This is a genomic window from Bacillota bacterium (assembly GCA_013178045.1).
GTDB lineage: Bacteria > Bacillota > Ch66 > Ch66 > Ch66 > Ch66.
Genome location: JABLXP010000011.1, coordinates 25,891 through 50,954, shown reverse-complemented (window position 1 = coordinate 50,954; position 25,064 = coordinate 25,891). Strand labels below are relative to the sequence as shown.

The 25,064-nt window shown below is 49.5% G+C and carries 20 protein-coding genes, 4 tRNA genes and 1 other annotated feature; of the genes, 23 read left to right on the top strand and 1 reads right to left on the bottom strand.

All coding sequences use genetic code 11. The features are described from left to right. The first annotated feature begins 473 nt into the window (after window positions 1-473). From HPY81_07210 to HPY81_07165, 10 genes are all read left to right on the top strand, one after another. Window positions 474-550: transfer RNA gene (locus HPY81_07210), tRNA-Arg, on the top strand. 175 nt (window positions 551-725) lie between these two features. Then, a tRNA-Gln gene (locus HPY81_07205) sits at window positions 726-801 on the top strand. Window positions 802-1,007: 206 nt separating this feature from the next. After that, window positions 1,008-1,090: transfer RNA gene (locus tag HPY81_07200), tRNA-Leu, on the top strand. A gap of 46 nt (window positions 1,091-1,136) precedes the next feature. Continuing rightward, window positions 1,137-1,211: transfer RNA gene (locus HPY81_07195), tRNA-Gly, on the top strand. 192 nt (window positions 1,212-1,403) lie between these two features. Continuing rightward, complete coding sequence (locus tag HPY81_07190) at window positions 1,404-2,762, top strand: trigger factor (protein NPV27221.1); 1,359 nt, start codon at window positions 1,404-1,406, stop codon at window positions 2,760-2,762. A gap of 104 nt (window positions 2,763-2,866) precedes the next feature. Further along, window positions 2,867-3,469 carry an ATP-dependent Clp endopeptidase proteolytic subunit ClpP gene (clpP, locus tag HPY81_07185; GenBank protein ID NPV27220.1) on the top strand — a complete coding sequence of 201 codons (603 nt, stop codon included), beginning with the start codon at window positions 2,867-2,869 and terminating at the stop codon, window positions 3,467-3,469. Window positions 3,470-3,486: 17 nt separating this feature from the next. Then, complete coding sequence (gene clpX / locus HPY81_07180) at window positions 3,487-4,746, top strand: ATP-dependent Clp protease ATP-binding subunit ClpX (GenBank protein ID NPV27219.1); 1,260 nt, start codon at window positions 3,487-3,489, stop codon at window positions 4,744-4,746. Between the two features lie 141 nt (window positions 4,747-4,887). Continuing rightward, complete coding sequence (lonB, locus tag HPY81_07175) at window positions 4,888-6,579, top strand: ATP-dependent protease LonB (GenBank protein ID NPV27218.1); 1,692 nt, start codon at window positions 4,888-4,890, stop codon at window positions 6,577-6,579. 209 nt (window positions 6,580-6,788) lie between these two features. Then, window positions 6,789-9,146 (top strand): endopeptidase La, encoded by a 2,358-nt coding sequence (gene lon / locus HPY81_07170; protein NPV27217.1) that lies wholly within the window; start codon window positions 6,789-6,791, stop codon window positions 9,144-9,146. Further along, a complete protein-coding gene (locus HPY81_07165; protein ID NPV27216.1) occupies window positions 9,127-9,717 on the top strand; it encodes a YihA family ribosome biogenesis GTP-binding protein in 591 nt (196 codons plus the stop codon). Before lon ends, HPY81_07165 begins: the two co-directional genes overlap by 20 nt. A 74-nt stretch (window positions 9,718-9,791) precedes the next feature. On the opposite strand, the gene HPY81_07160 is transcribed toward HPY81_07165, so the two are convergent. Continuing rightward, window positions 9,792-10,736, bottom strand: coding sequence for a DMT family transporter (locus HPY81_07160; protein ID NPV27215.1), 945 nt, complete (start codon window positions 10,734-10,736; stop codon window positions 9,792-9,794). Between the two features lie 107 nt (window positions 10,737-10,843). On the opposite strand from HPY81_07160, the gene HPY81_07155 reads away from it, so the two are divergent. From HPY81_07155 to mrdA, 13 genes are all read left to right on the top strand, one after another. Further along, window positions 10,844-11,308, top strand: coding sequence for a hypothetical protein (locus HPY81_07155; GenBank protein ID NPV27214.1), 465 nt, complete (start codon window positions 10,844-10,846; stop codon window positions 11,306-11,308). Window positions 11,309-11,509: 201 nt separating this feature from the next. Next, window positions 11,510-11,734, top strand: a binding site (T-box leader). A 54-nt stretch (window positions 11,735-11,788) separates the two neighbouring features. Further along, window positions 11,789-14,437: a valine--tRNA ligase gene (locus tag HPY81_07150; GenBank protein NPV27213.1), complete on the top strand. Its 2,649-nt coding sequence runs from the start codon at window positions 11,789-11,791 to the stop codon at window positions 14,435-14,437. Between the two features lie 104 nt (window positions 14,438-14,541). Further along, on the top strand, window positions 14,542-15,858 hold the full coding sequence (locus HPY81_07145; protein ID NPV27212.1) for a bifunctional folylpolyglutamate synthase/dihydrofolate synthase: 1,317 nt from the start codon (window positions 14,542-14,544) through the stop codon (window positions 15,856-15,858). Between the two features lie 93 nt (window positions 15,859-15,951). Then, window positions 15,952-16,581: a DUF47 domain-containing protein gene (locus tag HPY81_07140; protein ID NPV27211.1), complete on the top strand. Its 630-nt coding sequence runs from the start codon at window positions 15,952-15,954 to the stop codon at window positions 16,579-16,581. Next, on the top strand, window positions 16,574-17,569 hold the full coding sequence (locus tag HPY81_07135) for an inorganic phosphate transporter (protein NPV27210.1): 996 nt from the start codon (window positions 16,574-16,576) through the stop codon (window positions 17,567-17,569). The genes HPY81_07140 and HPY81_07135 overlap by 8 nt, the downstream gene beginning before the upstream one ends. A 219-nt stretch (window positions 17,570-17,788) precedes the next feature. Then, on the top strand, window positions 17,789-18,424 hold the full coding sequence (locus HPY81_07130) for a redox-sensing transcriptional repressor Rex (protein NPV27209.1): 636 nt from the start codon (window positions 17,789-17,791) through the stop codon (window positions 18,422-18,424). A gap of 163 nt (window positions 18,425-18,587) precedes the next feature. After that, complete coding sequence (locus HPY81_07125) at window positions 18,588-18,848, top strand: DUF4321 domain-containing protein (GenBank protein NPV27208.1); 261 nt, start codon at window positions 18,588-18,590, stop codon at window positions 18,846-18,848. Window positions 18,849-18,906: 58 nt separating this feature from the next. Continuing rightward, window positions 18,907-19,446: a septum formation inhibitor Maf gene (gene maf / locus HPY81_07120; protein ID NPV27207.1), complete on the top strand. Its 540-nt coding sequence runs from the start codon at window positions 18,907-18,909 to the stop codon at window positions 19,444-19,446. Window positions 19,447-19,484: 38 nt separating this feature from the next. Next, window positions 19,485-20,174, top strand: coding sequence for a DNA repair protein RadC (radC, locus tag HPY81_07115; protein NPV27206.1), 690 nt, complete (start codon window positions 19,485-19,487; stop codon window positions 20,172-20,174). A gap of 85 nt (window positions 20,175-20,259) precedes the next feature. Continuing rightward, on the top strand, window positions 20,260-21,282 hold the full coding sequence (locus HPY81_07110; protein ID NPV27205.1) for a rod shape-determining protein: 1,023 nt from the start codon (window positions 20,260-20,262) through the stop codon (window positions 21,280-21,282). Between the two features lie 6 nt (window positions 21,283-21,288). Then, entirely contained in the window at window positions 21,289-22,149 is an 861-nt protein-coding gene (gene mreC / locus HPY81_07105; GenBank protein ID NPV27204.1) for a rod shape-determining protein MreC, read from the top strand. Next, window positions 22,149-22,700 (top strand): rod shape-determining protein MreD, encoded by a 552-nt coding sequence (gene mreD / locus HPY81_07100; GenBank protein NPV27203.1) that lies wholly within the window; start codon window positions 22,149-22,151, stop codon window positions 22,698-22,700. Before mreC ends, mreD begins: the two co-directional genes overlap by 1 nt. A gap of 72 nt (window positions 22,701-22,772) precedes the next feature. After that, a complete protein-coding gene (gene mrdA / locus HPY81_07095; protein NPV27202.1) occupies window positions 22,773-25,025 on the top strand; it encodes a penicillin-binding protein 2 in 2,253 nt (750 codons plus the stop codon). The last annotated feature ends 39 nt before the right edge of the window (window positions 25,026-25,064 follow it).

Here is a 25,064-nt window from a genome sequence, read left to right as displayed (position 1 = left end):
AAAAAGAAGTAAGTGGCCTGGTCAAAAAAGCGATGGAACGTGCACAGAAAGCATTCTATGGAGTCGGTATGGAAACATTGAGAAACGTTACGGCAAAAAACATAGGAAAGGTAACCCCATTGTTTAGAATATTGCGTTCCATCCAGCATGAGGGCTTGATTACGCAATAAAATGGCTGTCAAGGGCCGTCAGAGACGGGGAGCGAAGCGACCTTGCCCTTGACAGCCCAGAAAAAACACCCTATTGCTAAACGGGCGGGCAAAGCCTGACCGTCTGCCTCCCGGCGAGGGCGGGGGTGCGGGGGCGGCGCCCCCGCTAATCCAAAGAGGGGAATTTTTTAATTAAAAAATCCTACAACAAGTTGACACCGTCTTTACTTACAACAACCTTGCCAAGTCCCTGATTTTTCAGTATAATATTCACCGTAATAAGGAACACCATAAGGTGGAGGTGCCTTACCTTATTCATGATCGGCGCCCGTAGCTCAGCTGGATAGAGTGATGGACTTCGAATCCAGAGGTCGCAGGTTCGAATCCTGCCGGGCGCGCCAGCCTTAATTATCAAGGCTTGAAAGATACTGAACAAGATCCGTAGGACTTATCATGGGTGAGTCCAAAGGATTTAGGCTTCTTATAAGTGTTTCCAGAGATTGAAGGGACCTTGACAGAACGTGAAGATTTTTGTATAATATCTCTTGTCATTGCTCTGGTTAAGTTAAAGCTTATTGGGGCGTAGCCAAGTCGGTAAGGCACGGGACTTTGACTCCCGCATTCGTAGGTTCGAGTCCTGCCGCCCCAGCCAATTTAGTAAATCTGGTGTGAAGGAGCTTATTCCGGCACACCTTTTTTGTTTCCAGGAAATGATAAAACCCCAGGATTATATGGTTAATTTTCCTGTTTGCTTAGTCTTGACACCGATTGATAATTTTGTTAGTATAATCCTTGCGGCAGATGAGTAGGTACCTGGGAACGAGATTACTCGTCATAACTCGCATTGGGTCTAAACTGGCGGGAGTGGCGGAATTGGCAGACGCACCAGACTTAGGATCTGGCGGGAAACCGTGGGGGTTCAAGTCCCTTCTCCCGCACCAGCTCGAAATTTAGTCTACTATGATGATAAATAACAACCATTATCTTGCGGAAGTAGCTCAGTGGTAGAGCATCGCCTTGCCAAGGCGAGGGTCGCGGGTTCGAATCCCGTTTTCCGCTCCACTTTTAGACATAGTGGCTGCCCAGAGGGGGGCGGCTTTTCCTTTATTCTTTTTAGTTAGCAGAAGGAAATAATGAATGATTGTAGAATAACTGTAAAAAACAGTTATTTTTTCGAAACTGGCTGGAAAAACTATGGTGGTACGATTCATTTACTTCTGTCATAAAATAAACCAAGAACAAGGGGGAGCATAAATGAAAACAACCGTGGAAAGAATACAGAAGAATCAGGTGGCCTTAGAAGTTGAAGTAGATGAAGCGAAATTAGAGCAGGCACTGGAGCAAGCTTACCGAAAAGTAGTGAAGAAAGTCAATATTCCGGGTTTTCGCAAAGGTAAGGTGCCGCGACCGATTCTGGAGGCTAGACTTGGCAAAGAAGTCCTGTATGAGGATGCGATAGAACTTATTATCCCGGAAGCCTATTCCCAGGCGGTTAAAGAAGCGGCGATCGACCCGGTTGACCAGCCCGACATCAGCATTGTCCAGCTTGAATCAGGCCGGCCTTTTATTTTTAAGGCGACAGTGACTGTTAAGCCGGAAGTTGAATTGGGGCAGTATAAGGAGATCGAAGCCGAGAAACTAGACATTGCGGTTACTGATGAGGATGTGCAAAATTACCTCGAGAGACTGCAACAGCGGCATGCCAAGCTGGTCGCTTTAGAAGAAGGGACGGTTGAAAAGGGCGATCAGGTGACAATTGATTTTGTCGGGACAATCAATGGTGAACCTTTTGCGGGCGGAAAGGCTAATGAATATAATCTGGAAATTGGTTCGGGGACATTTATTCCTGGGTTTGAGGAACAGCTAATCGGGGCAGCCATCGGGGAAGAAAGAGAGGTCAAGGCGACTTTTCCCACGGATTATTACGTTCAGGATCTGGCCGGCCAGGATGCGGTATTCCAGGTGACGGTCAAAGGAATTAAGCGCAAGGAACTGAGTCCAATTGACGATGAGTTTGCCAAGGATGTCAGCGAGTTTTCCACCCTGGAAGAACTCAAGGCCGATGTGGCTAAATCCTTGCAGCAGGGGGCAGAAGCCAGGGCCAAGCGGGCGTATGAGGAAGAAGTGGTTCGCAAGGTGGTTGAAGCAGCTCAGGTGGACATTCCAACGGTGATGATTGACCAGAAAGCAGAGAGCATGGTCGATGAGTTTGGCCAGCGCCTGCGTTTTCAAGGGATCTCGCTGGAACAGTACCTGCAGTTTTCCGATTTGACCAGAGAACAGTTGAAGCAGCAGTTCTGGGCACAGGCCGAACAGGCGGTTAAAACAAATCTGGTGCTTGAACAGATTGCGAAAGTTGAGCAGATCGAAGTATCTGATGAAGACTTCGAACGAGAGGTAGTTCAGATGGCCGAACAGTATCAACGTGACCCGGTGGAAATGCGCAAAACCATGCTGGGGATCCGGGATTCACTTGATTATAGGATCAAATTGGACAAAGTCGTTAAGTTTTTAGTAGAGCAAAGCAAGTCCGTTGTTAAACCGGTAACAATTGAAGGTTTGACCAAAGCAACCGAAGAAGAAAAGGAGATCGAGGCGGGGGCTACCGAATAGAAAAATAGATTAAGAAGTATATTTAACTTCGGACAACGATAGATTTATAGTAATAAATTCAAACTTGAAGTCACTTTTCAGGTGCAAAGGCAGGTGTTTCAAACATGTCATATTTAATTCCAATGGTTGTTGAACAGACTAACCGGGGAGAAAGAGCGTACGATATCTATTCCAGGCTTTTAAAGGACCGGATCATCTTTTTGGGCAGTCCAATTGATGACCATGTAGCTAATTTGGTAATCGCGCAGATGTTGTTTTTAGAAGCGGAAGATCCGGACAAAGATATCCAGCTCTACATTAACAGTCCGGGCGGCTCCATCACCGCCGGGATGGCGATTTATGACACCATGCAGTATGTTCGTTGCGATGTAGCCACGATTTGTGTTGGCTTAGCGGCGAGTATGGGAGCATTTTTGCTCGCGGCTGGAACGAAAGGTAAGCGGTTGGCTTTGGCCAATGCTGAAGTAATGATCCACCAACCACTTGGTGGTACCCAGGGCCAGGCAACTGATATTGAGATTCATGCCAGACGGATCGTGAGAATTAAAGAACGATTAAATCGGATCTTGGCAGAAAGAACAGGGCAACCCTTAGAGAGGATCGAAAAGGATACTGAGAGAGATTTCTTCATGTCGGCAGAAGAAGCGAAAAAATATGGAATTATTGACGAGGTGATGGTCTCGAGGGTTTCTAAAAGTAAAGTTTAGGGCAGAGAGGTGATAACATGTATAAATTTGGTGACGAAAAAAGCCAGCTCAAGTGTTCGTTCTGTGGAAAGCTCCAGGATCAGGTCAAAAAACTCGTTGCCGGGCTAGGTGTGTATATTTGTGATGAATGCATCGAGCTATGCAACGAGATCATCGAAGAAGAATTAAACGAAGAGGTAAGTTTTGAACTCGGTGATATTCCCAAACCGCGTGAGATTAAAGAGATCCTCGACCAGTACGTAATTGGCCAGGAAAAAGCTAAGAAGTCGCTGGCAGTCGCGGTTTATAACCACTATAAGCGTATCAACCTGGGGATGAAAATTGACGACGTTGAGCTGCAAAAAAGCAACATTGTGATGCTTGGCCCAACTGGTAGCGGAAAGACTCTCCTTGCCCAGACTCTAGCGAAAATTCTCAATGTACCATTTGCCATCGCTGACGCTACGTCTTTAACGGAAGCGGGTTATGTTGGGGAAGATGTAGAGAATATCTTGCTCAAGTTAATCCAGGCCGCCGACTATGACGTGGAAAAAGCAGAAAAAGGGATTGTGTATATTGATGAGATCGATAAAATAGCCCGTAAGTCGGAGAATCCTTCAATAACGCGCGACGTTTCCGGCGAGGGTGTGCAGCAGGCGTTGCTGAAAATTCTGGAGGGAACAGTAGCCAGTGTGCCGCCCCAGGGTGGACGAAAGCACCCCCATCAGGAATTCATTCAGTTGGATACCACCAACATTCTTTTCATCTGTGGTGGTGCCTTTGACGGCATCGAGAAAATTATTCAGAACCGGATCGGACAAAAGGGGTTAGGTTTTGGGGCAGAAATTCAGTCCAAGGGTGAAAAGAAAATCGGGGAGATCCTGGAACAAATCCTCCCGGTCGATCTCCTGAAGTACGGCTTAATTCCCGAGTTTGTTGGGCGTTTGCCGATTATCGTTACCCTGGATGCCCTGGATGAGTCGGCTTTGATTCGGATCTTGACTGAGCCCAGAAATGCTCTGGTCAAACAATACCAGAAGCTGTTTGAGCTTGATGGAGTTCAGCTAGAGTTTAAAGAAGATGCTCTGGTTGCGGTGGCAAAAGAGGCAATCAAACGGAACACTGGAGCCAGAGGCTTGCGGGCAATTTTTGAAGACATTATGCTAGATGTCATGTATAACATTCCTTCACGTAGCGATGTAACCAAGTGTGTTATCACGAAGGAAGTTATTTTGAAGAAGGAAGAACCGCTTTTAGTGACGGTCGAGCGGAAGAAAAAGAAAGAAGAATCGGCTTAGGTGGATATCAAGAAGGATATTCAAAAGCAGGCTAAACGGCCTGCTTTTTAACTCCCCCCAATCGATTAAAAATGGCGCGCCTGGTAATACTAACAAAGGTAAAAGGTAGTGAACCCAAACAGTGGGGGGAGTGTGAAGAAGATGGATTTTTTAAGCGGTGTTGGTGGTTTTCTGACTTTTATTCAGATCTTTTTTGGGATTATTATCGGTCTATATTTTTGGAATCTCTTGAAAAGTCAGCAAGGTAACCGGGTAGCTGTGCAGCGTGAGTCTCAGAAGGAAATGGATAAACTCCAGAAGATGCGGCAGATTTCCTTAACAGAACCCCTCTCAGAAAAAACCCGTCCCAGCAAGTTTGAGGAAATCATTGGGCAGGAAGAGGGACTGAAAGCATTGAGGGCGGCTCTCTGTGGCCCTAATCCGCAGCATGTGATTATCTATGGACCCCCGGGCGTAGGTAAGACGGCGGCAGCACGCCTGGTTCTGGAGGAAGCCAAGAATAATCCCTTTTCACCGTTTGGTGAAGAGGCCAAATTTGTGGAGATTGACGCGACAACCGCCAGATTTGACGAAAGAGGAATTGCCGATCCTTTGATTGGTTCCGTGCATGACCCGATCTATCAAGGGGCTGGTCCACTCGGCATGGCGGGGATTCCCCAGCCCAAGCCGGGGGCGGTAACGAAAGCCCACGGCGGGATGCTTTTCATCGATGAAATCGGTGAGTTACACCCTGTGCAAATGAATAAACTTCTTAAAGTTTTGGAAGACCGAAAGGTTTTTCTGGAAAGTGCCTACTACAGTTCGGAGGACACGAATATTCCGAGCCATATTCATGATATCTTTCAGAATGGTTTGCCAGCGGATTTTAGAATGGTGGGGGCGACTACCCGGATGCCGCAGGAGATTCCTCCGGCGATTCGATCCCGCTGTTTGGAGGTATTCTTTCGGGCCCTGTTACCCGACGAGATCGGCCTGATTGCGGCGAATGCGGCTAAGAAGATTGACTTTTGCTTGGGCCAAGAAGCGATCAATGTAATCAAGAAATATGCAACCAATGGCCGGGAGGCAGTCAACATTGTCCAGATTGCGGCGGGGTTGGCGATCACCCGCGGAAGTCGAACCATTTGCGTCGACGAGGTGGAGTGGGTGGTCAACAGCGGCCAGTATTCACCCCGGCCGGAAAAGAAGATTCCTCAACAGCCGCAGGTTGGACTCGTCAATGGGCTGGCGGTGTACGGGCCAAATTTAGGGACACTGGTTGAGGTTGAAGTCAGTGCTATTCCAACTGTGAAAGGGACCGGTCGTGTCACTGTCACCGGGATGATCGAGGAAGAAGAACTGGGCGGACCAGGGAAAACTGTCCGGCGGAAGAGCATGGCCAAGGGTTCGGTTGAGAACGTAATTACCGTTTTAAGACGGTATCTGGAAGTAGACCCCCGAAATTATGACATTCACGTCAACTTTCCCGGGGGAGTGCCGATTGATGGACCATCAGCCGGGGTTACCATTGCTACGGCGATTTGTTCTGCTATTCTGAATAAACCAGTAGACAATCGTTTGGCCATGACGGGTGAGGTCTCTGTGCGGGGAAACATTAAACCAATTGGCGGGGTGGTCGCGAAAATCGAGGCCGCTCGTCAGGCCGGGGTAAGACGGGTGATTATACCGAAAGAAAACTGGCAGGAGATGTTCAAAGGGTACAAGGAAATCGAGGTTATTCCAGTAGAACGGTTGGATGAAGTTTTAGAGTTGGCCTTGTTGCCGGCTGAGAAGAATACCGAACTGGATCTCTTGCCGACTAATGTGGAGTTTCTTAGTGCTTCTCAGTTATAGCATCGTTTAAATATGTAAATATATTTTTGCTGTTGCTCAAACAATTGTGGGTTGGGATTTAACCAGCCCTGTATTATTTATTCTCGGTGAATGCTGCGTCCAATAACTCCCAGGACCGAAGTTGCAGGAATGGTAAGGCCATAGTAGAATATAGTTACTAGTATTCACGAAAAAAGAATTATGATGAGACGAAGGAGGTGCACACCAAGATGATCGAGGAGCGCAGTGAAAGCACCATGACACGCCAGTTACCACTTCTTCCTCTCAGGGGGATCTTGGTATTTCCATATATGGTGATTCATCTTGATGTGGGGCGAGAAAAATCAGTCAACGCGATCGAAGAGGCGATGATTCAGGCGCGCGAGATATTTCTAGTTACCCAAAAGGAGGCGCAGACCGATGACCCGCAGGAAGAAGACATTTACCGAATCGGCACGATTGCCGAAATAAAGCAATTGTTGAAACTACCGGGCGGGACGATTCGGGTTCTCGTTGAGGGATTGTCCCGAGCAGAGATTGTTCGGTACGTTGCCTACGAGCCTTATATAAAAGTGGAAGTGAGAGAATACTCGGAAGAACAGCCCAAGACCTCAGAAATTGAAGCCCTGATGCGAAGCCTGGTCTACCAGTTCGAGCAATATGTGAAGATGAGTAAAAAAATCCCGCCGGAAACCGTTGTATCTGTGATTTCGCTGGAAGAACCGGGACGGTTGGCTGATATTATCGCTTCGCACCTGGCTCTCCGTATTGCTGACAAACAGATGATCCTGGAGGCACTTGATGTTAAGCGGAGACTAGAGGCTCTGTGCGAAATCCTGGCTAAGGAAATGGAGATCCTGGAACTCGAACGGAAAATTAACATCCGCGTGCGAAAGCAGATGGAGAAGACCCAGAAAGAGTATTACCTTCGCGAGCAGATGAAGGCAATCCAGAAGGAACTAGGAGAAAAAGACGAACGAGTTGCTGAGGGAGAGGAACTGCGCGAAAAGATCGCCAAAGCAGAGTTTCCCAAAGAAGTAGAAGAAAAAGCCCTCAAAGAAGTCGAACGCCTGGAAAAGATGCCGCCGATGGTGGCGGAAGCCGTGGTAGTACGTAACTATCTGGATTGGCTACTGAGCTTACCCTGGCAAAAGGAAACCCGCGATCGTTTGAACCTGGACGTAGCAGAAAAGATCTTGGATGAAGATCATTACGGACTGAAGAAGCCTAAAGAAAGAATATTGGAGTATTTGGCTATTCGTAAACTGGCGAATAAAATGAAGGGGCCAATCATTTGTTTTGTGGGCCCACCCGGGGTCGGAAAAACATCGCTGGCTAAATCAATTGCGCGAGCCCTGGAAAGAAAATTCGTCCGTATGTCACTTGGCGGCGTGCGCGATGAGGCGGAAATCCGCGGCCATCGACGGACATACGTTGGGGCGATGCCCGGTCGAATCATTCAGGGGATCAGACAGGCGGGTTCACGTAATCCGGTTTTTTTGCTTGACGAAATTGACAAGATGAGTATGGACTTCCGAGGTGACCCTTCGGCAGCTTTGTTAGAAGTTTTAGATCCGGAACAGAACCATACATTCAGTGACCATTACATTGAAGTTCCCTTCGATCTGTCGAGGGTGATGTTTATTACTACCGCCAATTCTCAATACAATATACCACGTCCACTCCTGGACCGGATGGAGCTCATTTACCTTTCCGGCTATACGGAGGAAGAAAAGGTCCGGATTGGAACGAACTACTTATTGCCGAAGCAACTCAAGGAACACGGGCTAAAACCAGAACAGATCACTTTGTCGGAAAATGTCTTCCGCAAAATTATCCGGGAGTATACTCGCGAAGCCGGGGTACGTAATTTGGAAAGGGAAATTGCGGCAATCTGCCGGAAGGCTGCCCGTCAAATCGTTAAAGACAAGCAGAAAAAGGTTAAGGTAACGGTCCAAAACCTGGAACAATATCTGGGGATACCCCGTTATCGTTATGGTGTTGCCGAGAAGGATAGCCAGGTTGGTGTGGCTACTGGTTTGGCTTGGACCGAAAGCGGCGGGGATGTGATGGCAATTGAGGTAGCTTTGCTGCGCGGGAAAGGACAGCTGACCATGACGGGTAAACTGGGTGAAGTAATGAAGGAATCCGCTCAAGCCAGTTTTAGTTATGTCAGGTCCAAAGCGACTGAGCTGGGTATCGATGAGAAGTTCCACGAAAACTATGATATTCATATCCATGTGCCGGAAGGTGCAATTCCGAAAGATGGCCCATCAGCAGGGATAACCATGGCAACAGCACTGGCTTCAGCCTTAAGCAACCGGCGAGTCAGACCAGATCTGGCGATGACAGGCGAGATTACCCTCCGGGGCCGGGTGTTGCCGGTTGGCGGTATTAAAGAAAAGGTTCTGGCGGCACACCGTGCCGGTATAAAAACTATTCTGCTGCCCCGTGACAATAAAAAGGATCTTGAGGAAATCCCGGTTAATGTTAAACGTAAGTTGCAGTTTGTCTTGGTTGAGCATATGGACGAAGTTTTAGCCAGAGCACTAGAGGAGACTGGTACCAATGAAAATCAAGTCGGCTGAATTTGTGGCTTGTGCCGTTAATCCACAACAATACCCCACCAGCCAGCTTCCAGAACTGGCCTTGGTGGGGCGTTCTAATGTGGGTAAGTCATCCTTAATTAACCGGTTTACCAATCGGCGGTCATTAGCCCGCACCAGTAGCACCCCGGGCAAGACCCAAACGCTTAATTTTTACTTAATCAATGGCCTTTGGTATTTTGTCGACTTACCTGGATACGGTTATGCCCGGGTTGATCCGGGAACAAAAGCCCGCTGGGAGAAGATGATTACCAGCTATTTGACCAAGCGGCCTAATTTACGCGGTGTGCTGCAACTCATTGACTTGCGACACCCGCCAAGTCGGGAGGACCAACAGATGTTTGAATGGTTAGTCCATTATCAGCTTCCACGGATTATTGTCGCCACCAAGGCCGATAAACTTTCACGTGGACGCTGGCTCCAGCACGTCAAGATACTGCGGCAGAACCTGGGTTTATCGGAGCAGGAGGAAGTTGTTGTGTTCTCGGCGGAAACGGGACTCGGCGTCGAGGAGTTGGGTCAGCGAATCGAGCAATTAATAAGTAATAAGTAAGGGGTATGTTCTTTAAGGAACACTTCCCTTAGTTTTGCCGAGCCAATTTGTTCTATTTAGCAGACTCCCGCGTATTATTTACTGTATTGGTCGCTGTGCTGATTTTTTGCCGTCAACCAGCTTGAAGTGCTACTAGAAAGAAGTTTGTTCAATGGAGGAAGTTTGGCTTCGGCCAGCACCATGCCCAGCAGAATTAGACCGCAGCCGACCAGACTTCTCATGGTTAAGACTTCGCCAGCTAGGTAATAAGCGAAGATGGCTGAGAAAACGGGCTCCATCGAAAAAACAATCGCGGTTCGGGTAGCGGTGGTAAACTTTTGCATGGTGTTTTGAATCAAGAAGGCCAAGGAAGTGGCCGGGATAGCCGTAATCAACCAGGCCATCCAGACGTTTTGCGCAATCCGCTCAGGCCAGGTTTCAAAGAAGGTAGCACATAGTCCAGACAGAACGGCGACCGTGGCAATTTGTACGACGGCTAGAGCAACGGTATCCAAGTTGGGCGCGTATCGACCAACAGTCACGATGTGTAGGGCGAAACCAAAAGCACACAGCAGAACCAGTCCGTCACCCACATTTATTTGCCAAGTATCCCCCAGAGATAGCAAGCCCAAGCCAGTAGTGGCGCTGATCACACCCAGGGTGGTTGGCCATGCCGGCATCTGGCGCGTGATTACTGTCATTATCATCGGGACGATCACAACCGAAAGACCAGTGATAAAACCAGCATTTGATGCTGTTGTGTAAACAAGTCCAAAGGTTTGAAACCCGTAGCCCGCGAACAGGAAGACGCCAATTAAAATCCCTGCTCTGAGAGTGCGGCGGTTTAAAGCCTTAACTCGCGAAGGGTAGATGGCGGCCAAGCATACTGCGGCAATCAAAAAACGCACGGCCAGGAAACTGAAGGTTGGGATGTACGGTAAAGCGTTTTTTACCGTAACAAAAGTGGCGCCCCAGATGGCGGTAACTCCCAGCAGACAGAGATCCGCAGTCAGGGGAGAGAATCTCGAATTATTCATCATCTTTTCCTTTCTTGAATCGATAATTTCCATCTTATTGTTTCATATAGGCAGCCGGTCAGTCAAGCCATGGGTAAAATAGGGGCAAACAAAGTTGAGGGGGTGTTTAATTGAAAAGGGTGGGTTTGTTGAGGACCCCGATTAATGATTTTTATGAGGTTATTAATCCCGTTAAAATTACGGTTGGGTTAATCACCGCTGCTTGCGCGTTAGCAGCTGGGCTGATACTGGCCATTGCTTATCTGCTCATCAAGGGAGGGGGGGACTATAACCTGAGTGCCTACTTTCTTGCCTTAGGAACTCTCAGCCCTATCCTGGGAGGATTTGTTGCCGGCAGAGGTATTCTGACAAATTGGCACAATGGATTTCTGGTCGGGTTATTTTTAGGTCTGGCTTTTCTCTGGTTGTTGTCGGTGATAGCGCCGAGGCTGCTGACCATTGCTGAGATGCTTATCGTTGTCGGTTATTGCGGTTTGCTCTCAACCATTGGCGCGATTGCGGCCGGTCAGCTGGACCCCGGCTACCTTTCCAACAAAAAAACTGGCGAGGGCAAAGAGCTCGGGGATAACTCGTGAGTAATAAAAAAGGCATCCTTATGGTTTTAGAAGAGTACGGAATAAGCCAAAAATGTATTGTGTTTTAAGAATTGAATGGTGCAAAAAGTGGACCAAGGGCCAGCTCAATAACAGAAATTGGTATATCCGAGTTGACAAAAGTCAATATTATGCCTAAAATTTTATTAGTTTAGGCTATTATAAGATTTAAAGGGTATAAAGACAAAAACAATGAAGGTAGGAGTAGATTCCTGGCCCCGACAGAGAGGGAAGCCCCTGGCTGAAAGGCTTCTTGCGGGTAGGCGGGAATTGAACGTCAACTGGAGTAAGAAGGTCGAACCTGGTAGGCTTTCTCGGGTCAGCCCGTTACAGCCCAAGAGTGCATATCCCCAGGCTGGGGGTATGAATAAAGGTGGTACCACGGAAGAGGCTCCTTTCGTCCTTTTTGGACAAAGGAGTTTTTGATCTTTTTTCATGATTATCTTGGAAAGGAGCGATTCAATGTCAAAGGGACCAACAATTTCTACAACGTATGATCCTAAACAGGTGGAACAGAAGTGGTATCAATTCTGGTTAGACAAAAACTTTTTTCGGGCTGAGGTTAAACCGGACTGCGAGCCGTTTACGATTGTTATGCCGCCGCCCAATGTAACTGGTTCGCTGCACCTGGGACATGCTCTGGATAACACGATGCAGGACATTCTGATCCGTTTCAAGCGGATGCAGGGGTATAATGCCCTGTGGGTGCCGGGAACCGACCACGCAGGGATTGCTACCCAGGCCAGGGTCGAGGAGCAGCTGGCTTCTGAAGGCTTGAGCAAGTATGATCTGGGGAGAGAGAAATTCCTGGAGCGGGTTTGGGATTGGAAACACCAGTATGGCAACCGGATCACTAATCAACTAAAGACTCTGGGCGCATCCTGCGATTGGTCGCGCGAGCGGTTTACCATGGACGAGGGTTGCTCCCGGGCGGTACAGGAGGTCTTTATCCGGCTGTATGAGCAGGGCCTGATTTACCGAGGTGATTATATTATCAACTGGTGCCCCAAGTGTCAGACGACTATATCAGACATTGAGGTCGAGCACGAGGACAAGCTCGGACATTTATATTACATAAAATACCCGTTGAAAGACCGGGACGAGTTCATTACTGTGGCGACGACCCGACCGGAAACGATGCTTGGTGATACCGCGGTCGCAGTTCACCCTGAGGATGACCGCTACCGGGAGCTGATTGGCCAAACAGTGATTCTGCCGCTGATGAACCGGGAGATTCCCATTATTGCCGACCCCTTTGTGGAAAAAGAGTTCGGAACGGGTGCCGTCAAAGTGACCCCGGCCCATGATCCCGATGATTTTGAAATGGGCCTGCGTCATCAGTTGCCGCAGGTGGTAGTCATTAACAAACAGGGGCAGATGAATGAAAATGCCGGCCGCTATGCGGGACTGGACCGGGACGAGTGCCGCCGTCAGGTTACCCATGACTTGGAACAGCTTGGGTTGCTGGTGAAAGTCGAGGAACACCAGCACGCCGTTGGACAGTGCTACCGGTGTGATACGGTGGTGGAGCGCCTGGTTTCCAAGCAGTGGTTCGTGAAAATGAAGCCGCTGGCTGAACCAGCCATGCGGGTGGTCAGGGAAGGGCGGATTCGCTTTGTGCCGGAACGGTTCACCAAAATCTACCTGGGTTGGTTGGAGAATATTAGAGACTGGTGTATTTCCCGTCAACTGTGGTGGGGGCACCGGATCCCGGTCTGGTACTGTCAGGACTGTGGTGAGATTATTTGTGCCAAAGAAGAGCCCACCTGCTGCCCCAACTGTCAAGGCAAGCATCTGAAGCAGGATCCCGATGTGCTGGATACCTGGTTCAGTTCGGGTCTGTGGCCATTTTCGACCCTGGGCTGGCCGGATCAGACCCCGGAGCTTGAGCATTTCTACCCGACGTCAGTGCTGGTTACGGGTCGCGATATCATTTTTTTCTGGGTTGCCCGGATGATCTTTATGGCCCTGGCGTTTATGAACGATGTACCTTTCCGGAAGGTACTGATCCACGGTCTGATCCTGGATGCACAGGGCCGCAAGATGAGCAAGTCTTTGGGGAACGGAGTTGACCCGATCGAAGTTATTGACCATTACGGGGCTGATACCCTCCGCTTCATGCTGGTGACGGGAAACACGCCCGGGAATGATGTTCGTTTCCACTTCGAGCGTTTGGAACAGACACGTAATTTTGCCAATAAAATCTGGAATGCGGCGCGTTTCGTCATCATGAACTTGACTGACTTTGACCCGGCCAGGAAACCCGACCAGTTGGCTCTGGCGGATCAGTGGATTCTCAGTCGTTACCATCGAACCGTGGCGGAAGTAACCAGCTTCCTGGAGGCTTTTGAACTAGGTGAGGCTGCGCGGGCTCTTTACGAGTTCATTTGGAATGAATACTGCGACTGGTATATTGAGCTAGTTAAGCCGCGTCTCTATGGCCGGGAAACCGCAGAGTCGAAGGCTGCTGCCCAACATGTTTTGTACACAGTCCTGCTGGGGACGATGAAACTGCTGCATCCGTTTATGCCTTTTATTACCGAAGAGATCTACCAGCACCTGCCCCACCAGGAGGAAAGCGTGATGATTTCATCCTGGCCGCAGGCACTACCGGAGCAGATTAATGTGACCGCGGAAGCGGACATGAATCTGATTATGGAAGTGATCCGAGCTATCCGTAACCTGCGGGCTGAACTCAACCTCCCGCCGGGTCGCCAGGCCGAGGTGATCCTGGTTACCGAGGAAGCGGACCTTCACCGGGTACTGGAAACGGGGCGTCCGTACATTGTCAACCTGGCTAACGCCAGCCAGGTTGAGATTCAACACCACTTCTCGACCAAACCGGCCCAGGCCATGACGGCCCTCGTTGATCGCGTGGAGATCTATATGCCGCTCAAGGGTTTGATTGACTTGAATAAAGAGATCGAACGCCTGGAGAAAGAAGTGGTGACTCTGGAGCAGGAACTGGAGCGGGTAAATGTTAAACTAGCTAACGCCGGTTTCCTGGCCAAAGCCCCGGCGGCGGTAGTGGAGAAAGAAAGAGAGAAGCAACGGGAGTTTCAAAAGAAAAAAGAGGCGATCCTGGCCAGATTGGCCATGTTGCGGCCGTAGAACAACAGCTGCATCTCTGCGAGCGGATAATAACCTATCCCCGCTAGATGTTTTAGCTAAATCTGTTGACGAACATGGTCATACTAGACGGGAGGCAACTGCTTTTGGATTATCAAGAAGCCCTGGCTTATTTAAAGCAGCTGAATAAATTTGGTATGAACCTAGGGCTGCGCCGGATTGAGCGTTTACTCGAGCTTCTCGGCCAACCCCACCGGCAATTGCGCGTGATCCATGTGGCCGGCACAAATGGCAAGGGTTCAACCTGTGCCATGATCAGCCAGATCCTGCAGGCCGGGGGTTATCGAGTTGGTTTGTATACTTCCCCTCACCTGCACAGTTATACGGAGCGGATCCGATTGGATGGGCAGCCGGTCAAGGAGGCTGATTTTGCCCGGTTGCTTACCACCATCCAGCCACTGGTGGACCAGATTTTGGCCGAGGGTTACGACCACCCGACGGAGTTTGAGGTTTTGACTGCCGCCGGTTTGCTGTTTTTTTGTCAAGAAAGGGTTGATCTGGCGGTTATTGAGGTTGGCCTGGGCGGGCTCCTTGATTCAACGAATGTAGTCAAACCCCTGGTTAGTGTAATTACCAATGTCTCGTTTGACCACCTGGATCAACTGGGAACAACATTGCCAGAAATTGCCCAGGCCAAGGCGGGCATTATTAAACCTGGGGTACCGGTGGTGGCCGCGGCTGACCAGGTGGAGGTATTGCGGGTGATCGAAAAAAAATGCGCCGCCCAACGGGCTCCCCTGATTCGAATTGGGCAAGACGTTCGGTGGGTAGGTGTGGCCAGCTCAATTAAGGGGCAAACTTTTAATGTGTCAGGACGAGAATTCAATTACGATAATCTTTTTATTCGGCTCCTGGGTAAACACCAGCTTGTCAACGCGACTACCGCGGTTACAGTAGCTCATCTGTTGAATCAGCAAAACATTACCATACCCGAACCAGCGATCCGGCGAGGGTTAGCCGAGGCTACCTGGCCGGGTCGTTTGGAGATCATCAGAACTCACCCCTGGCTGGTGGTGGACGGTGCGCACAATCAGGCCGGTGCTGAAACTCTGGCTGTTAGTTTGCAGGAATATTTTGCTTACACCAAACTGATTCTCGTCATTGGTATGCTTGATGATAAGGAACGAGACAAGGTGTTAGCGATCCTGGGCCCGTTGGCGGACACGGTGGTGGTTACTCGGCCGCCCAGTACGCGAGCGGTAGAGTGGCAGACATTGGGCAGTCTGGCCCGGCGGTACACTGAGCAGATTTATTTAGAAGAAAATGTTGAGAAAGCGGTGCGGCTTGCGCTGCAACTGGCAGGTCCTGACGATCTGGTTTGTTTTACCGGCTCACTCTATTTGATCGCAGAAATCAGAGCGTTACTCCTGAGGGGAGGCAATATGGAGCCCAGTGATAATTAGAATTAACATAGATTTAACATCGGACAGGAATACAGTATGCTATAATAACACTGGTAATAAAGTGATCAGCCACTTCTCTAGGAGGGGTTTAACTTGGGATGGAACTTAAAACCGAAAGAAGATAAGTTTTATGAACTTTTTCGTGATAGCTCGGAAATTGTTTGTTCAGGAGCAACGGTCTTGCTGGACGCGATGGATGAATACGAGCGCATGCCGGAAAAGCTAGTGGAGATCAATCGACTCGAAGATGAGGGGGATAGCGTCATTCAGACGATTCTGGATAAACTGAATCAGACCTTTCTTACTCCCTTTGACCGGGAGGACATTTACACTTTAGCCAGAGAGCTTGACCGTATCCTGGACCATATTCACGGTACCATTGAGAAGATGGTTCTCTATAGAACCGGGCGGCCAACGTCTGATGTTCGGGAATTGGCTGCGGTGTTGCTTAAAGCAACGGAAGAGATCAAGCAGGTTATTTTAAAACTTGAGGATCTCAAAGCGAATTACGATCAGGTCTTACAAAGGTGTGAAATGATTAAACAGTTTGAGAATAAGGGGGATCACCTCTATCGGCTGGGTGTGGCTACTCTCTTCGACCAGGTTAAAGACCCGATTGAAGTGATTAAGTGGAAAGAAGTCTACGAGCACCTGGAGACTGCCCTTGATCACTGTGAAGACGTGGCGAACTTGCTCAAAGGAGTGGCGCTGAAATATGCTTAGCGGTGTTGGCGTGATTCTGGTCATAATAATTTTTCTCGCCCTGCTTTTTGACTACATCAACGGATTTCACGACACCGCTAACGCGATAGCTACTTCTGTTTCCACCAAGGCGATGTCACCGCGTACAGCGGTGACAATGGCAGCGATCTTAAACTTTGTGGGTGCCTTGAGCGGTACCGAAGTGGCGAAAGCAATTGGCAAAGGTATTGTGGAACCCCAACTGGTTACACCTGATGTTTTGGTGGCGGCAATGTTGGGGGCCATCTTCTGGAACATTTTTACCTGGCTGCTTGGTATTCCCAGCAGCTCTTCCCATGCCCTGATCGGCGGGACGGTCGGGGCGGTGGTAGCCGGTCACGGTTTTGGGGCTTTAAATCTTAAGGGCCTCACGAAAATTATTGAGTCTTTGATCTTTTCCCCGATTATCGGTCTGATCAGCGGTTTTCTGGTCATGACGTTCCTGTTCTGGCTGGTTGGCCGGTTGTCTCCGGCTAAGGTTAACCACTTCTTTCGGAAACTTCAGATCTTATCGGCAGCGATGATGTCTTTTTCCCACGGCTCAAATGACGCCCAGAAATCGATGGGTATCATTACCATGGCTTTGGTCAGCGCTGGCGTGCTCAGTGACTTCCGAGTTCCTTTTTGGGTTATTGTCAGTTGCGCGACCGCGATGGCTCTGGGGACTGCAGCAGGGGGCTGGCGGATTATCAAGACCATGGGGGGAAAAATCTTTAAATTGGAGCCAATTAATGGTTTCGCTGCGGACTTAAACTCATCGCTGGTGATCTTGACCGCCACCCACTTCGGCGCTCCGGTCAGTACCACCCACGTTGTGTCTTCTTCAATTATGGGTGTGGGTACGGCTAAGCGGATGAAAGCCGTCCGCTGGGGAACGGCAAAAACAATTGTAACAGCGTGGGTTTTGACTATTCCTTTAAGCGCATTGGTGTCGGCAATTATACACTATCTGACGGGGTTTTTTTTCTAACCTGAATGGTTTTTATAGGAGAAACATGGTTTTCAGTGAAGCGTGTTTACATTAAACCCTGTAAGAGTCTTGGGATGTTCCCAGGGCTTTCGCTATTTTTTTGCAAAAAATTGTGAAACAAGGAAAATTAGAAGGTTTTTTCTCGGCTAAAGTAGTATATATATAAATTTAAATTTTCCTAATCTTTAGGATGAATGACTAAAAAAAGGAGGGAACCTATTGAAAACCCTGAAAATACCAGAAGCGACAATTATACGCCTTTCTGTTTATTCACGCTTTTTAGCTCAGGTTGAACGAAAAGGCATCGTGACGATATCATCAGGTGAAATTGCAAAAGGAGTGGGTGTTGGGTCAGCCCAGGTACGCAAAGATCTAGCCTACTTTGGCGAATTTGGTACCCGGGGTGTAGGATATAATGTTTCTGAACTTTATGGTCATTTGATGAAGATCCTTGGTCTGACTACCCAATGGAATGTGGTGATCGTTGGTGCCGGTAAACTTGGTTCGGCTCTGGCAATGTACGGCGGATTCCTCGAGCGTGGTTTCAAGGTGGTGGGGATCTTTGATAATGACCCCAAGAAGATTGGTCAAAAATTAGCGGACGTGGAGATCATGGGTGTAGACCGACTCCGCGAAGTGGTAAGCAAGCAGAACGCGCATATTGGCATCATCACGGTTCCAGCGGATGAAGCCCAGGAGACAGCAAATGAACTGGTAGCGGCTAATGTGCGGGCGATCTTAAACTTCTCGCCCCGGGTATTAAATGTTCCTGATGATGTGGTTATCCGCCACGTGGATCTTTCAGTTAATCTCGAAATCTTAAGTTTCTACCTTGGCTACCAAAGGAACAGGTAAGTTTAACGGGCTTGTTGATTGATAACGTCTTCTGCTCGGAAGGCGTTATTTGTCATAGATATTTACCCCTCAGTAGTGCTAGAGAATAGGATTAGGGGCGTGGGGAAAGATAAGCATTAGATTTTTGCACTCCTAATCTAACATCAGACAGGAGGCAAGAAGGATGAGCTACAAGAATTATAAAAGTCCCTGGGTATTGTTGATACTTTTTGTTGTTGGTGGCATTGTTGGGACCTGGTTAGGTGAGACTTTTGGAAAACTCCTCCCCAACTGGACCATTCTCAAACAGAGCGAAACTATTGGTTTGCCCTCAGTGACCCTTGACCTCAACGTGTTGAAAATTACCTTCGGGTTTTTGTTGAAATTGAATATTATGACGGTTTTAGGCTTTGTGTTAGCCTTTGTAGTCTACCGTCGCCTTTAGGAGATTGAAAAAAGTGAAGATCATATTAGCTTCAGCATCACCCAGACGGGCACAACTAATGGAACAATTAGGTATAAATTTTCGGATTATGGTCAGTGAAGTTGATGAGCAGATTACCCCGGGCCAGTCACCAGAAACTTTGGTCCAGGAACTGGCTCGGCGGAAAGCTGAGGCTGTTGCCCTGGGAGAAGACGAGGGCCTGGTGATTGCCGCGGATACCCTGGTTATTTCTGATGGGCATATTTTTGGTAAACCAACCTCGCCAGATGAGGCGGTGGCTATGCTTCAGCAGTTAAGCGGTAAAAGCCATACCGTGGTGACTGGTGTGGCGGTAGTTAATGCAGCGACTGGTGAAGTTCTGACCGGGGCGGAAAAAACGGAAGTATATTTTCGTCCCTTGACCGAGGAAGAAATTTGGGCTTATGTACGGTCCGGTGAACCGCTCGATAAAGCAGGCGCTTACGGGATTCAAGGCCTGGGCTCTCTACTGGTGAGCCGGATTGAAGGGTGTTTCTTTAATGTGGTTGGGTTGCCGCTAGCGAAACTGGCCGAGATGTTGCGACACTTTGGGGTGGATTTGCTTAATCGTCCGAACTAGTTGGGGGATGTAGGGGGTTATCCAGTATGATAAGGGAAATGGAGTACCGCTATACACTGAAAGACCTGCCAGCAAACTGTCGACCGCGGGAGCGGCTGGCCCAGTATGGGCCACAATCTTTATCCAATAGTGAATTACTGGCGATTTTGTTACGGACTGGCACCCCGACCGAAACGGTCCTCGAATTAGCTAATCAACTCCTGGCCCAACCAAAAGGTTTACGCTTTCTCGCCGAGGCGAGCGTCGAGGAGCTGAGTGCGTATCGCGGAATCGGGTTGGCCAAGGCGACGCAGATTAAGGCGGCGGTTGAATTGGGACGCCGTGTCGCCTCGGTATCGCCGGAGATCCGACCTGTCATTAAATCGCCTCAGGATGTTAGCCTCCTGGTGATGGACGATATGCGCTTCCTGGATCGCGAGCATTTTCGCACGATTGCTTTAAACAGCAAGAATCAGGTGGTCGGGATTGATACAATTTCTATAGGAAGTCTTAACTCATCCCTGGTCCATCCCCGGGAACTATTTCGTACGGTGATCAGCCGCTCTGCGGCGGCGATTGTGCTTGTGCATAATCACCCCAGTGGGGACCCGTCCCCCAGCCGAGAAGACCTGGAGGTGACCAGACGCATCGTGGAGGTAGGTAAGCTTTTGGGCGTCGAGGTGCTCGACCATATCATTATTGGCGATGGTTGCTTTATTAGCCTGAAAGAGAAGGGAATTATTAGTTGACAAATATTGGTCCGGATAACCTATTCCATATGCGTTGATATATTTAATAAAGTTCAATATAATTAGTTGGGAAGGAGTTGGACCAATGATATTTGCTAAAGATCTCGGCATAGATTTAGGTACGGCCAATACCCTGGTGCACTTACGCGGGAAAGGAATTATTCTCAGGGAACCGTCAGTAGTGGCAATTCAGCGGGATACCGGCCAGGTACTGGCAGTGGGCGAAGAAGCGAAGGAAATGATTGGGCGGACGCCAGGCAACATAGTCGCGATTAGACCGATGAAGGATGGTGTAATCGCAGACTTTGATGTTACTCAGTCCATGCTCAGACACTTTATTACCAAGGCTTTAAAAAAACGAAGTTTTATATTTCGGCCGCGGGTGATTGTCAGCGTGCCTTCAGGAGTTACAGCGGTCGAGGAAAGAGCCGTCCGGGAGGCGGCTCTGCAGGCTGGAGCGAAGGAGGCTTATTTAATCGAGGAACCGATGGCGGCGGCTATTGGCGCCGGTCTTCCCGTACATGAACCAACGGGCAATATGATCGTAGATATTGGGGGTGGGACGACGGAAGTTGCAGTTATTTCCCTGGGGGGGATCGTGAACAGCAAGTCGATCCGCATCGCCGGAGATGAAATGGATGAAGAAATCATTAATCATTTGAAAAAGTACTACAATCTTTTAATCGGTGAACGGACGGCGGAAGATATCAAGATTAAAATCGGTTCGGCTGTTTGGGATGGTCAGCTCGAAACTTACGAAGTTCGTGGTCGGGACCTGGTCACTGGCTTACCGAAGACGGTGCAGATTACAGCCGAGGAAATTCAGAAAGCCCTGGCCGAGCCGGTGGGAGCCATTATCGAGGCGATCAAGATCTGTCTGGAAAAAACCCCCCCTGAGCTCGCGGCTGATATTATGGACCGAGGCATTGTGATGGCCGGTGGTGGTTCCCTCCTGCGTGGCCTGGATCAGGTGGTCGCTGAGGAAACCGGGATGCCCGTGCATATCGCCGAGGAACCGCTCTCGGCGGTAGCCCTGGGGACCGGTAAGGTTTTGGAAAACATCGATTTTTTGAAGCGCGTGTTAATTAACCCCAAGAAAGTTAGTTAGAAGGGCGTGAAAAATTTGAGCCGGGCGCATTGGTCTAAAGCGGTAGTGATCATCGTACTGATTGTGGGTGGATTGCTGGCGATGATGAGATATACTGCCGTAGATCGGCCAGGAGTCGCCGCCTTAAGTAATTTTGTTCGAGGTGCATTTACCCCGCTGCAAGGCGGGGTTAGTGCGGTTATTCGGGGTGTTAACAACCTGACGGGAATATTTATCAGTAAAGAAAAGTTGAAACAACAAAACGATGCGCTAATCGCCGAAAATAATCAATTGCGCCTCGAGAACAACCGGTTACGTGAAGAACAACAGGAATTAAAGCGCTTACGAGATTTGCTGGGGTTTAAAGAGTCCAACGCCGCTCAGTACGAGCTTCTGGCAGCGAGAGTGATTGCCCGCAGCCCCTCCAACTGGTACAGCACCTTAACCATTAACCGGGGAGCCCGGGACGGATTGACCAAAAATATGGTCGTTATAACGGGGGCGGGATTGGTGGGGCGAATTAATGCGGTCAGCCAGAATACAGCGGAAGTCCTGCTTATCACTGATGGTGAGGGAGCCGTTGGCGCAGTTGTTCTCATGCAGGACACGCGAACCCCGGGTATTGTTGAGGGTGCCGGGGATGGGCTTTTGCAGATTAAACACATTGCTTATGATGAACCGCTGGAGGTTGGTCATACAGTCATTACTTCTGGCTTGAGCGAGATTTTTCCCGGCGGCTTGCCGATTGGGACGGTTGTGGAGGTAGGCCGAGAGGCGGAGCCGAGCGGCCTCTTGAAATATGCTCTGGTGCGGCCCAACGTCAATTTTAATCACCTGGAAGAGGTCTTTGTTCTCAAACGGGAACTGAGATCCAGAGCGGTACCATAATGTGTTGGAAACCAATATTGCCAACAAATGTCGCCGAAGATGGGGTGTACCGATTGCTTTATTTCAGGTTATTTTTCCTGGTGTTTTGCAGCATACTTCTCCAATCGACTGTTTTTGAAGTGATTGAAATTGGTGGAGTCAAGCCTGATTTAGTTTTAATCTGGGTTATCCTGATGAGCTTGCTCCGGGGTTCGCGTTGGGGAGCGGTTTTTGGGGCCCTTTCGGGAATACTGCTGGATATCCTGGCTGGTCGACACGTGGGGCTCAACGCATTGGCGCTGTTCTTAACCGGGCTGGTGGCTGGTCAACTGGAGGGGAAGGTCTTTAAAGAGAATTATCTGGTACCGATAGGCGCGGTGTTCGTTGGTACCATTTTTCATGCCCTGTTGATGGCTTTGCTCGGTTGGATGGCCGGATTACATCTGTTTGTGGCTGGCTGGCTGCGCAGTCTCATCCTTTACTCAGCGGTTTACAATACGGTTCTGGTTCCCTTTGTGTACGGAAAATTCTATCGGTTCTGCGCGAACGGGATGTTCAGAGCGAAGCAGTAATTGATAGAGGGTCGGTACCCCAAAGCTGGTAGCGACAGATCGGAATGGTTTTATTGTATAGGGGTGGGACACATGATTACCAAGCAGATCGAACATCGACTAAAAGTATACTGGATAATGGTTATCATCGTGTTCAGCGTGATGCTTTTGCGCCTGGCCATGTTACAACTTGTCCAGACCAGCCGGTGGAAAATGCAGTCGGAGGACAACCGCATCCGCATGATCGCGGTTCATGCCCCACGGGGTGAAATTCTCGACCGTAACGGCCAGGTTCTGGCCAAGAGTCGCCTGGTTTACACGGTATATTTGACTAACCTGGGGACCAAGGAGCAAGAAGGGGTCATTAACCGTCTGGTTGAGGTGCTGCAGGACCCGCAAATTACTGTGGATTCAATTAAGGAGCAGTTGAAAAGCCCTAAACTGCGACCGTATGAGCCGTTAGTAATTAAACGAAATATCGACTGGCAAACCATGGTCCGGCTTGAAGAACGCCGACAGGAATTGACCGGGGTCTATATTGATGTTGAACCAGTGCGTTATTACCCGGGAACGAGCGCGGTGGGAGAAACTCTGGCCGGTCACTTATTGGGCTACGTCCGGGAGATCAGTGCCAAAGAACTGGAGGCGATGCCCGATGGTGAATACCAGATGGGAGACATGATTGGCAAAGATGGGCTGGAAAAGACATATGAATCTTACCTGCGTGGAAAAGACGGGGCACGTCAGGTGGAAGTGGATGTAAAGGGTCGCCGAGTAAAAGATTTACCTACCCTGGCGGCGGTCCCTGGCAATAATCTGGTCTTGACCCTGGACGCAAAGCTGCAGGAAACCCTGGAGAAAAGCATGGATGAGACCCTGGCCCGGGTACAGAAAAAGTATCCTAAAGCCAAGGCGGGGACGGCAGTTGTGCTGGATGTCAAAACGGGTGGGGTCTTGGCCATGGTCAGCCGGCCGACGCTTAATCCCAATGATTTCATTGGTCCGATTCCGCAAGAGAAGGTTGACTTCTATTTTCGTACCAAACCACCGGCCATCTTAAACCGGGCCATCGCGGCCAGTTACCCGCCAGGTTCGACGTTTAAGCCTATTACTGCCATGGCGGCAGTTGATTCGAAAGCTGTTGACCCGAAAACGGTTTTGGTAAATTGTACGGGGAAGTACTGGTTACCGCCGTACATTAACTGTTGGGGGGTGCATGGACGACGTGACCTCTACGGAGGAATGGCCGTTTCGTGCAATACCTACTTCCAGGAAGCAGGCCGGCTGGCTGGTGTTGATAACATTGTCAAGGTGGCGTCGGAATTTGGCCTGGGCTCCAAAACCGGGATTGACCTGCCCGGGGAAGTCAAGGGACTATTACCCTCACCGCAGTGGAAACAGGACCTAAACAGTAAACTGATTAACGACCGGTACCAAAAGAAATTTGCCAACCTTGACGCTACTTACCAGACGGCTTTGCAACAAGCGGCCACGGATGCAGAAAAGCAAAAACTGCTCAAGCAAAAAGAAAAGGAACGGCAGGCCCTGGAAGCGGCCTATCGGGAAGAATACCGCTTCTATACCGAATGGAAGCCGTATGATACTTTTAACATGTCCATTGGTCAGGGAAACAATGACTACACGATCATTCAGCTGGCGAACTACGTGGCTACATTAGCCAACGGCGGGAAAAGGATGAAGCCCTACCTGGTGGACCGAGTAGTAGCTCCGGATGGGAAAGTGATCAAGCAGTTTGAGCCGACTCTGCTGAATAAGGTTTCCGTCACGCCAGAGACCATGGCTGAGGTGCGACGGGCCATGCTGGCGGTGACGGAGCCAGGAGGCACAGCCTACTGGTTGTTTAAGGATTTCCCTGATAACATAAAAGTGGCGGCCAAGACGGGTACTGCCCAGACCGGCCGACAGGGCGATGATAAACTGGGTGACTTCCATGGGGTGTTTGTGGCTTTCGCCCCGTACGACAACCCGCAGATTGCCTTTGCAGGGATTATCGAGTATGGATACCACGGGGGTGAGTCTACCGGTTATTTGGCTAAAGCCGTTTTCGAAGAGTATTTTGGCCTGAAGAAAGACCCGGCGGCCAGCCTCCCTAAGGAAGTGCCGCCAGCATCGGTGACTGGTGATGAAGTGCCGCCGACTGGTGGTTCGCCTGAGCAAATCCCGCCAGGTGAGGTTACCCCACCGGTTCCGCCGGAAGAGGGTGACGGAACTGCTCAATCCAGTCCGACTCAGCCCGGACAAACTAATGCTCCAACAAGCGGTGGTTTACCGCCAGCCGCTCCGTTGCCTTCTGTACCGCCAGTTAACAGGGAACGGGCACCGTAAAAGTGTTGTTCATACGACACTATCTGAGCCAGTGGGCTT

Excerpts from the sequence above, each read along its gene's own strand:
- HPY81_07190 (NPV27221.1), top strand. The coding sequence starts at position 1,404 with ATGAAAACAACCGTGGAAAGAATACAGAAGAATCAGGTGGCCTTAGAA.
- clpP (NPV27220.1), top strand. The coding sequence starts at position 2,867 with ATGTCATATTTAATTCCAATGGTTGTTGAACAGACTAACCGGGGAGAA.
- clpX (NPV27219.1), top strand. The coding sequence starts at position 3,487 with ATGTATAAATTTGGTGACGAAAAAAGCCAGCTCAAGTGTTCGTTCTGT.
- lonB (NPV27218.1), top strand. The coding sequence starts at position 4,888 with ATGGATTTTTTAAGCGGTGTTGGTGGTTTTCTGACTTTTATTCAGATC.
- lon (NPV27217.1), top strand. The coding sequence starts at position 6,789 with ATGATCGAGGAGCGCAGTGAAAGCACCATGACACGCCAGTTACCACTT.
- HPY81_07165 (NPV27216.1), top strand. The coding sequence starts at position 9,127 with ATGAAAATCAAGTCGGCTGAATTTGTGGCTTGTGCCGTTAATCCACAA.
- HPY81_07160 (NPV27215.1), bottom strand. The coding sequence starts at position 10,736 with ATGATGAATAATTCGAGATTCTCTCCCCTGACTGCGGATCTCTGTCTG.
- HPY81_07150 (NPV27213.1), top strand. The coding sequence starts at position 11,789 with ATGTCAAAGGGACCAACAATTTCTACAACGTATGATCCTAAACAGGTG.
- HPY81_07135 (NPV27210.1), top strand. The coding sequence starts at position 16,574 with ATGCTTAGCGGTGTTGGCGTGATTCTGGTCATAATAATTTTTCTCGCC.
- HPY81_07125 (NPV27208.1), top strand. The coding sequence starts at position 18,588 with ATGAGCTACAAGAATTATAAAAGTCCCTGGGTATTGTTGATACTTTTT.
- maf (NPV27207.1), top strand. The coding sequence starts at position 18,907 with ATGGAACAATTAGGTATAAATTTTCGGATTATGGTCAGTGAAGTTGAT.
- radC (NPV27206.1), top strand. The coding sequence starts at position 19,485 with ATGGAGTACCGCTATACACTGAAAGACCTGCCAGCAAACTGTCGACCG.
- HPY81_07110 (NPV27205.1), top strand. The coding sequence starts at position 20,260 with ATGATATTTGCTAAAGATCTCGGCATAGATTTAGGTACGGCCAATACC.
- mreD (NPV27203.1), top strand. The coding sequence starts at position 22,149 with ATGTGTTGGAAACCAATATTGCCAACAAATGTCGCCGAAGATGGGGTG.
- mrdA (NPV27202.1), top strand. The coding sequence starts at position 22,773 with ATGATTACCAAGCAGATCGAACATCGACTAAAAGTATACTGGATAATG.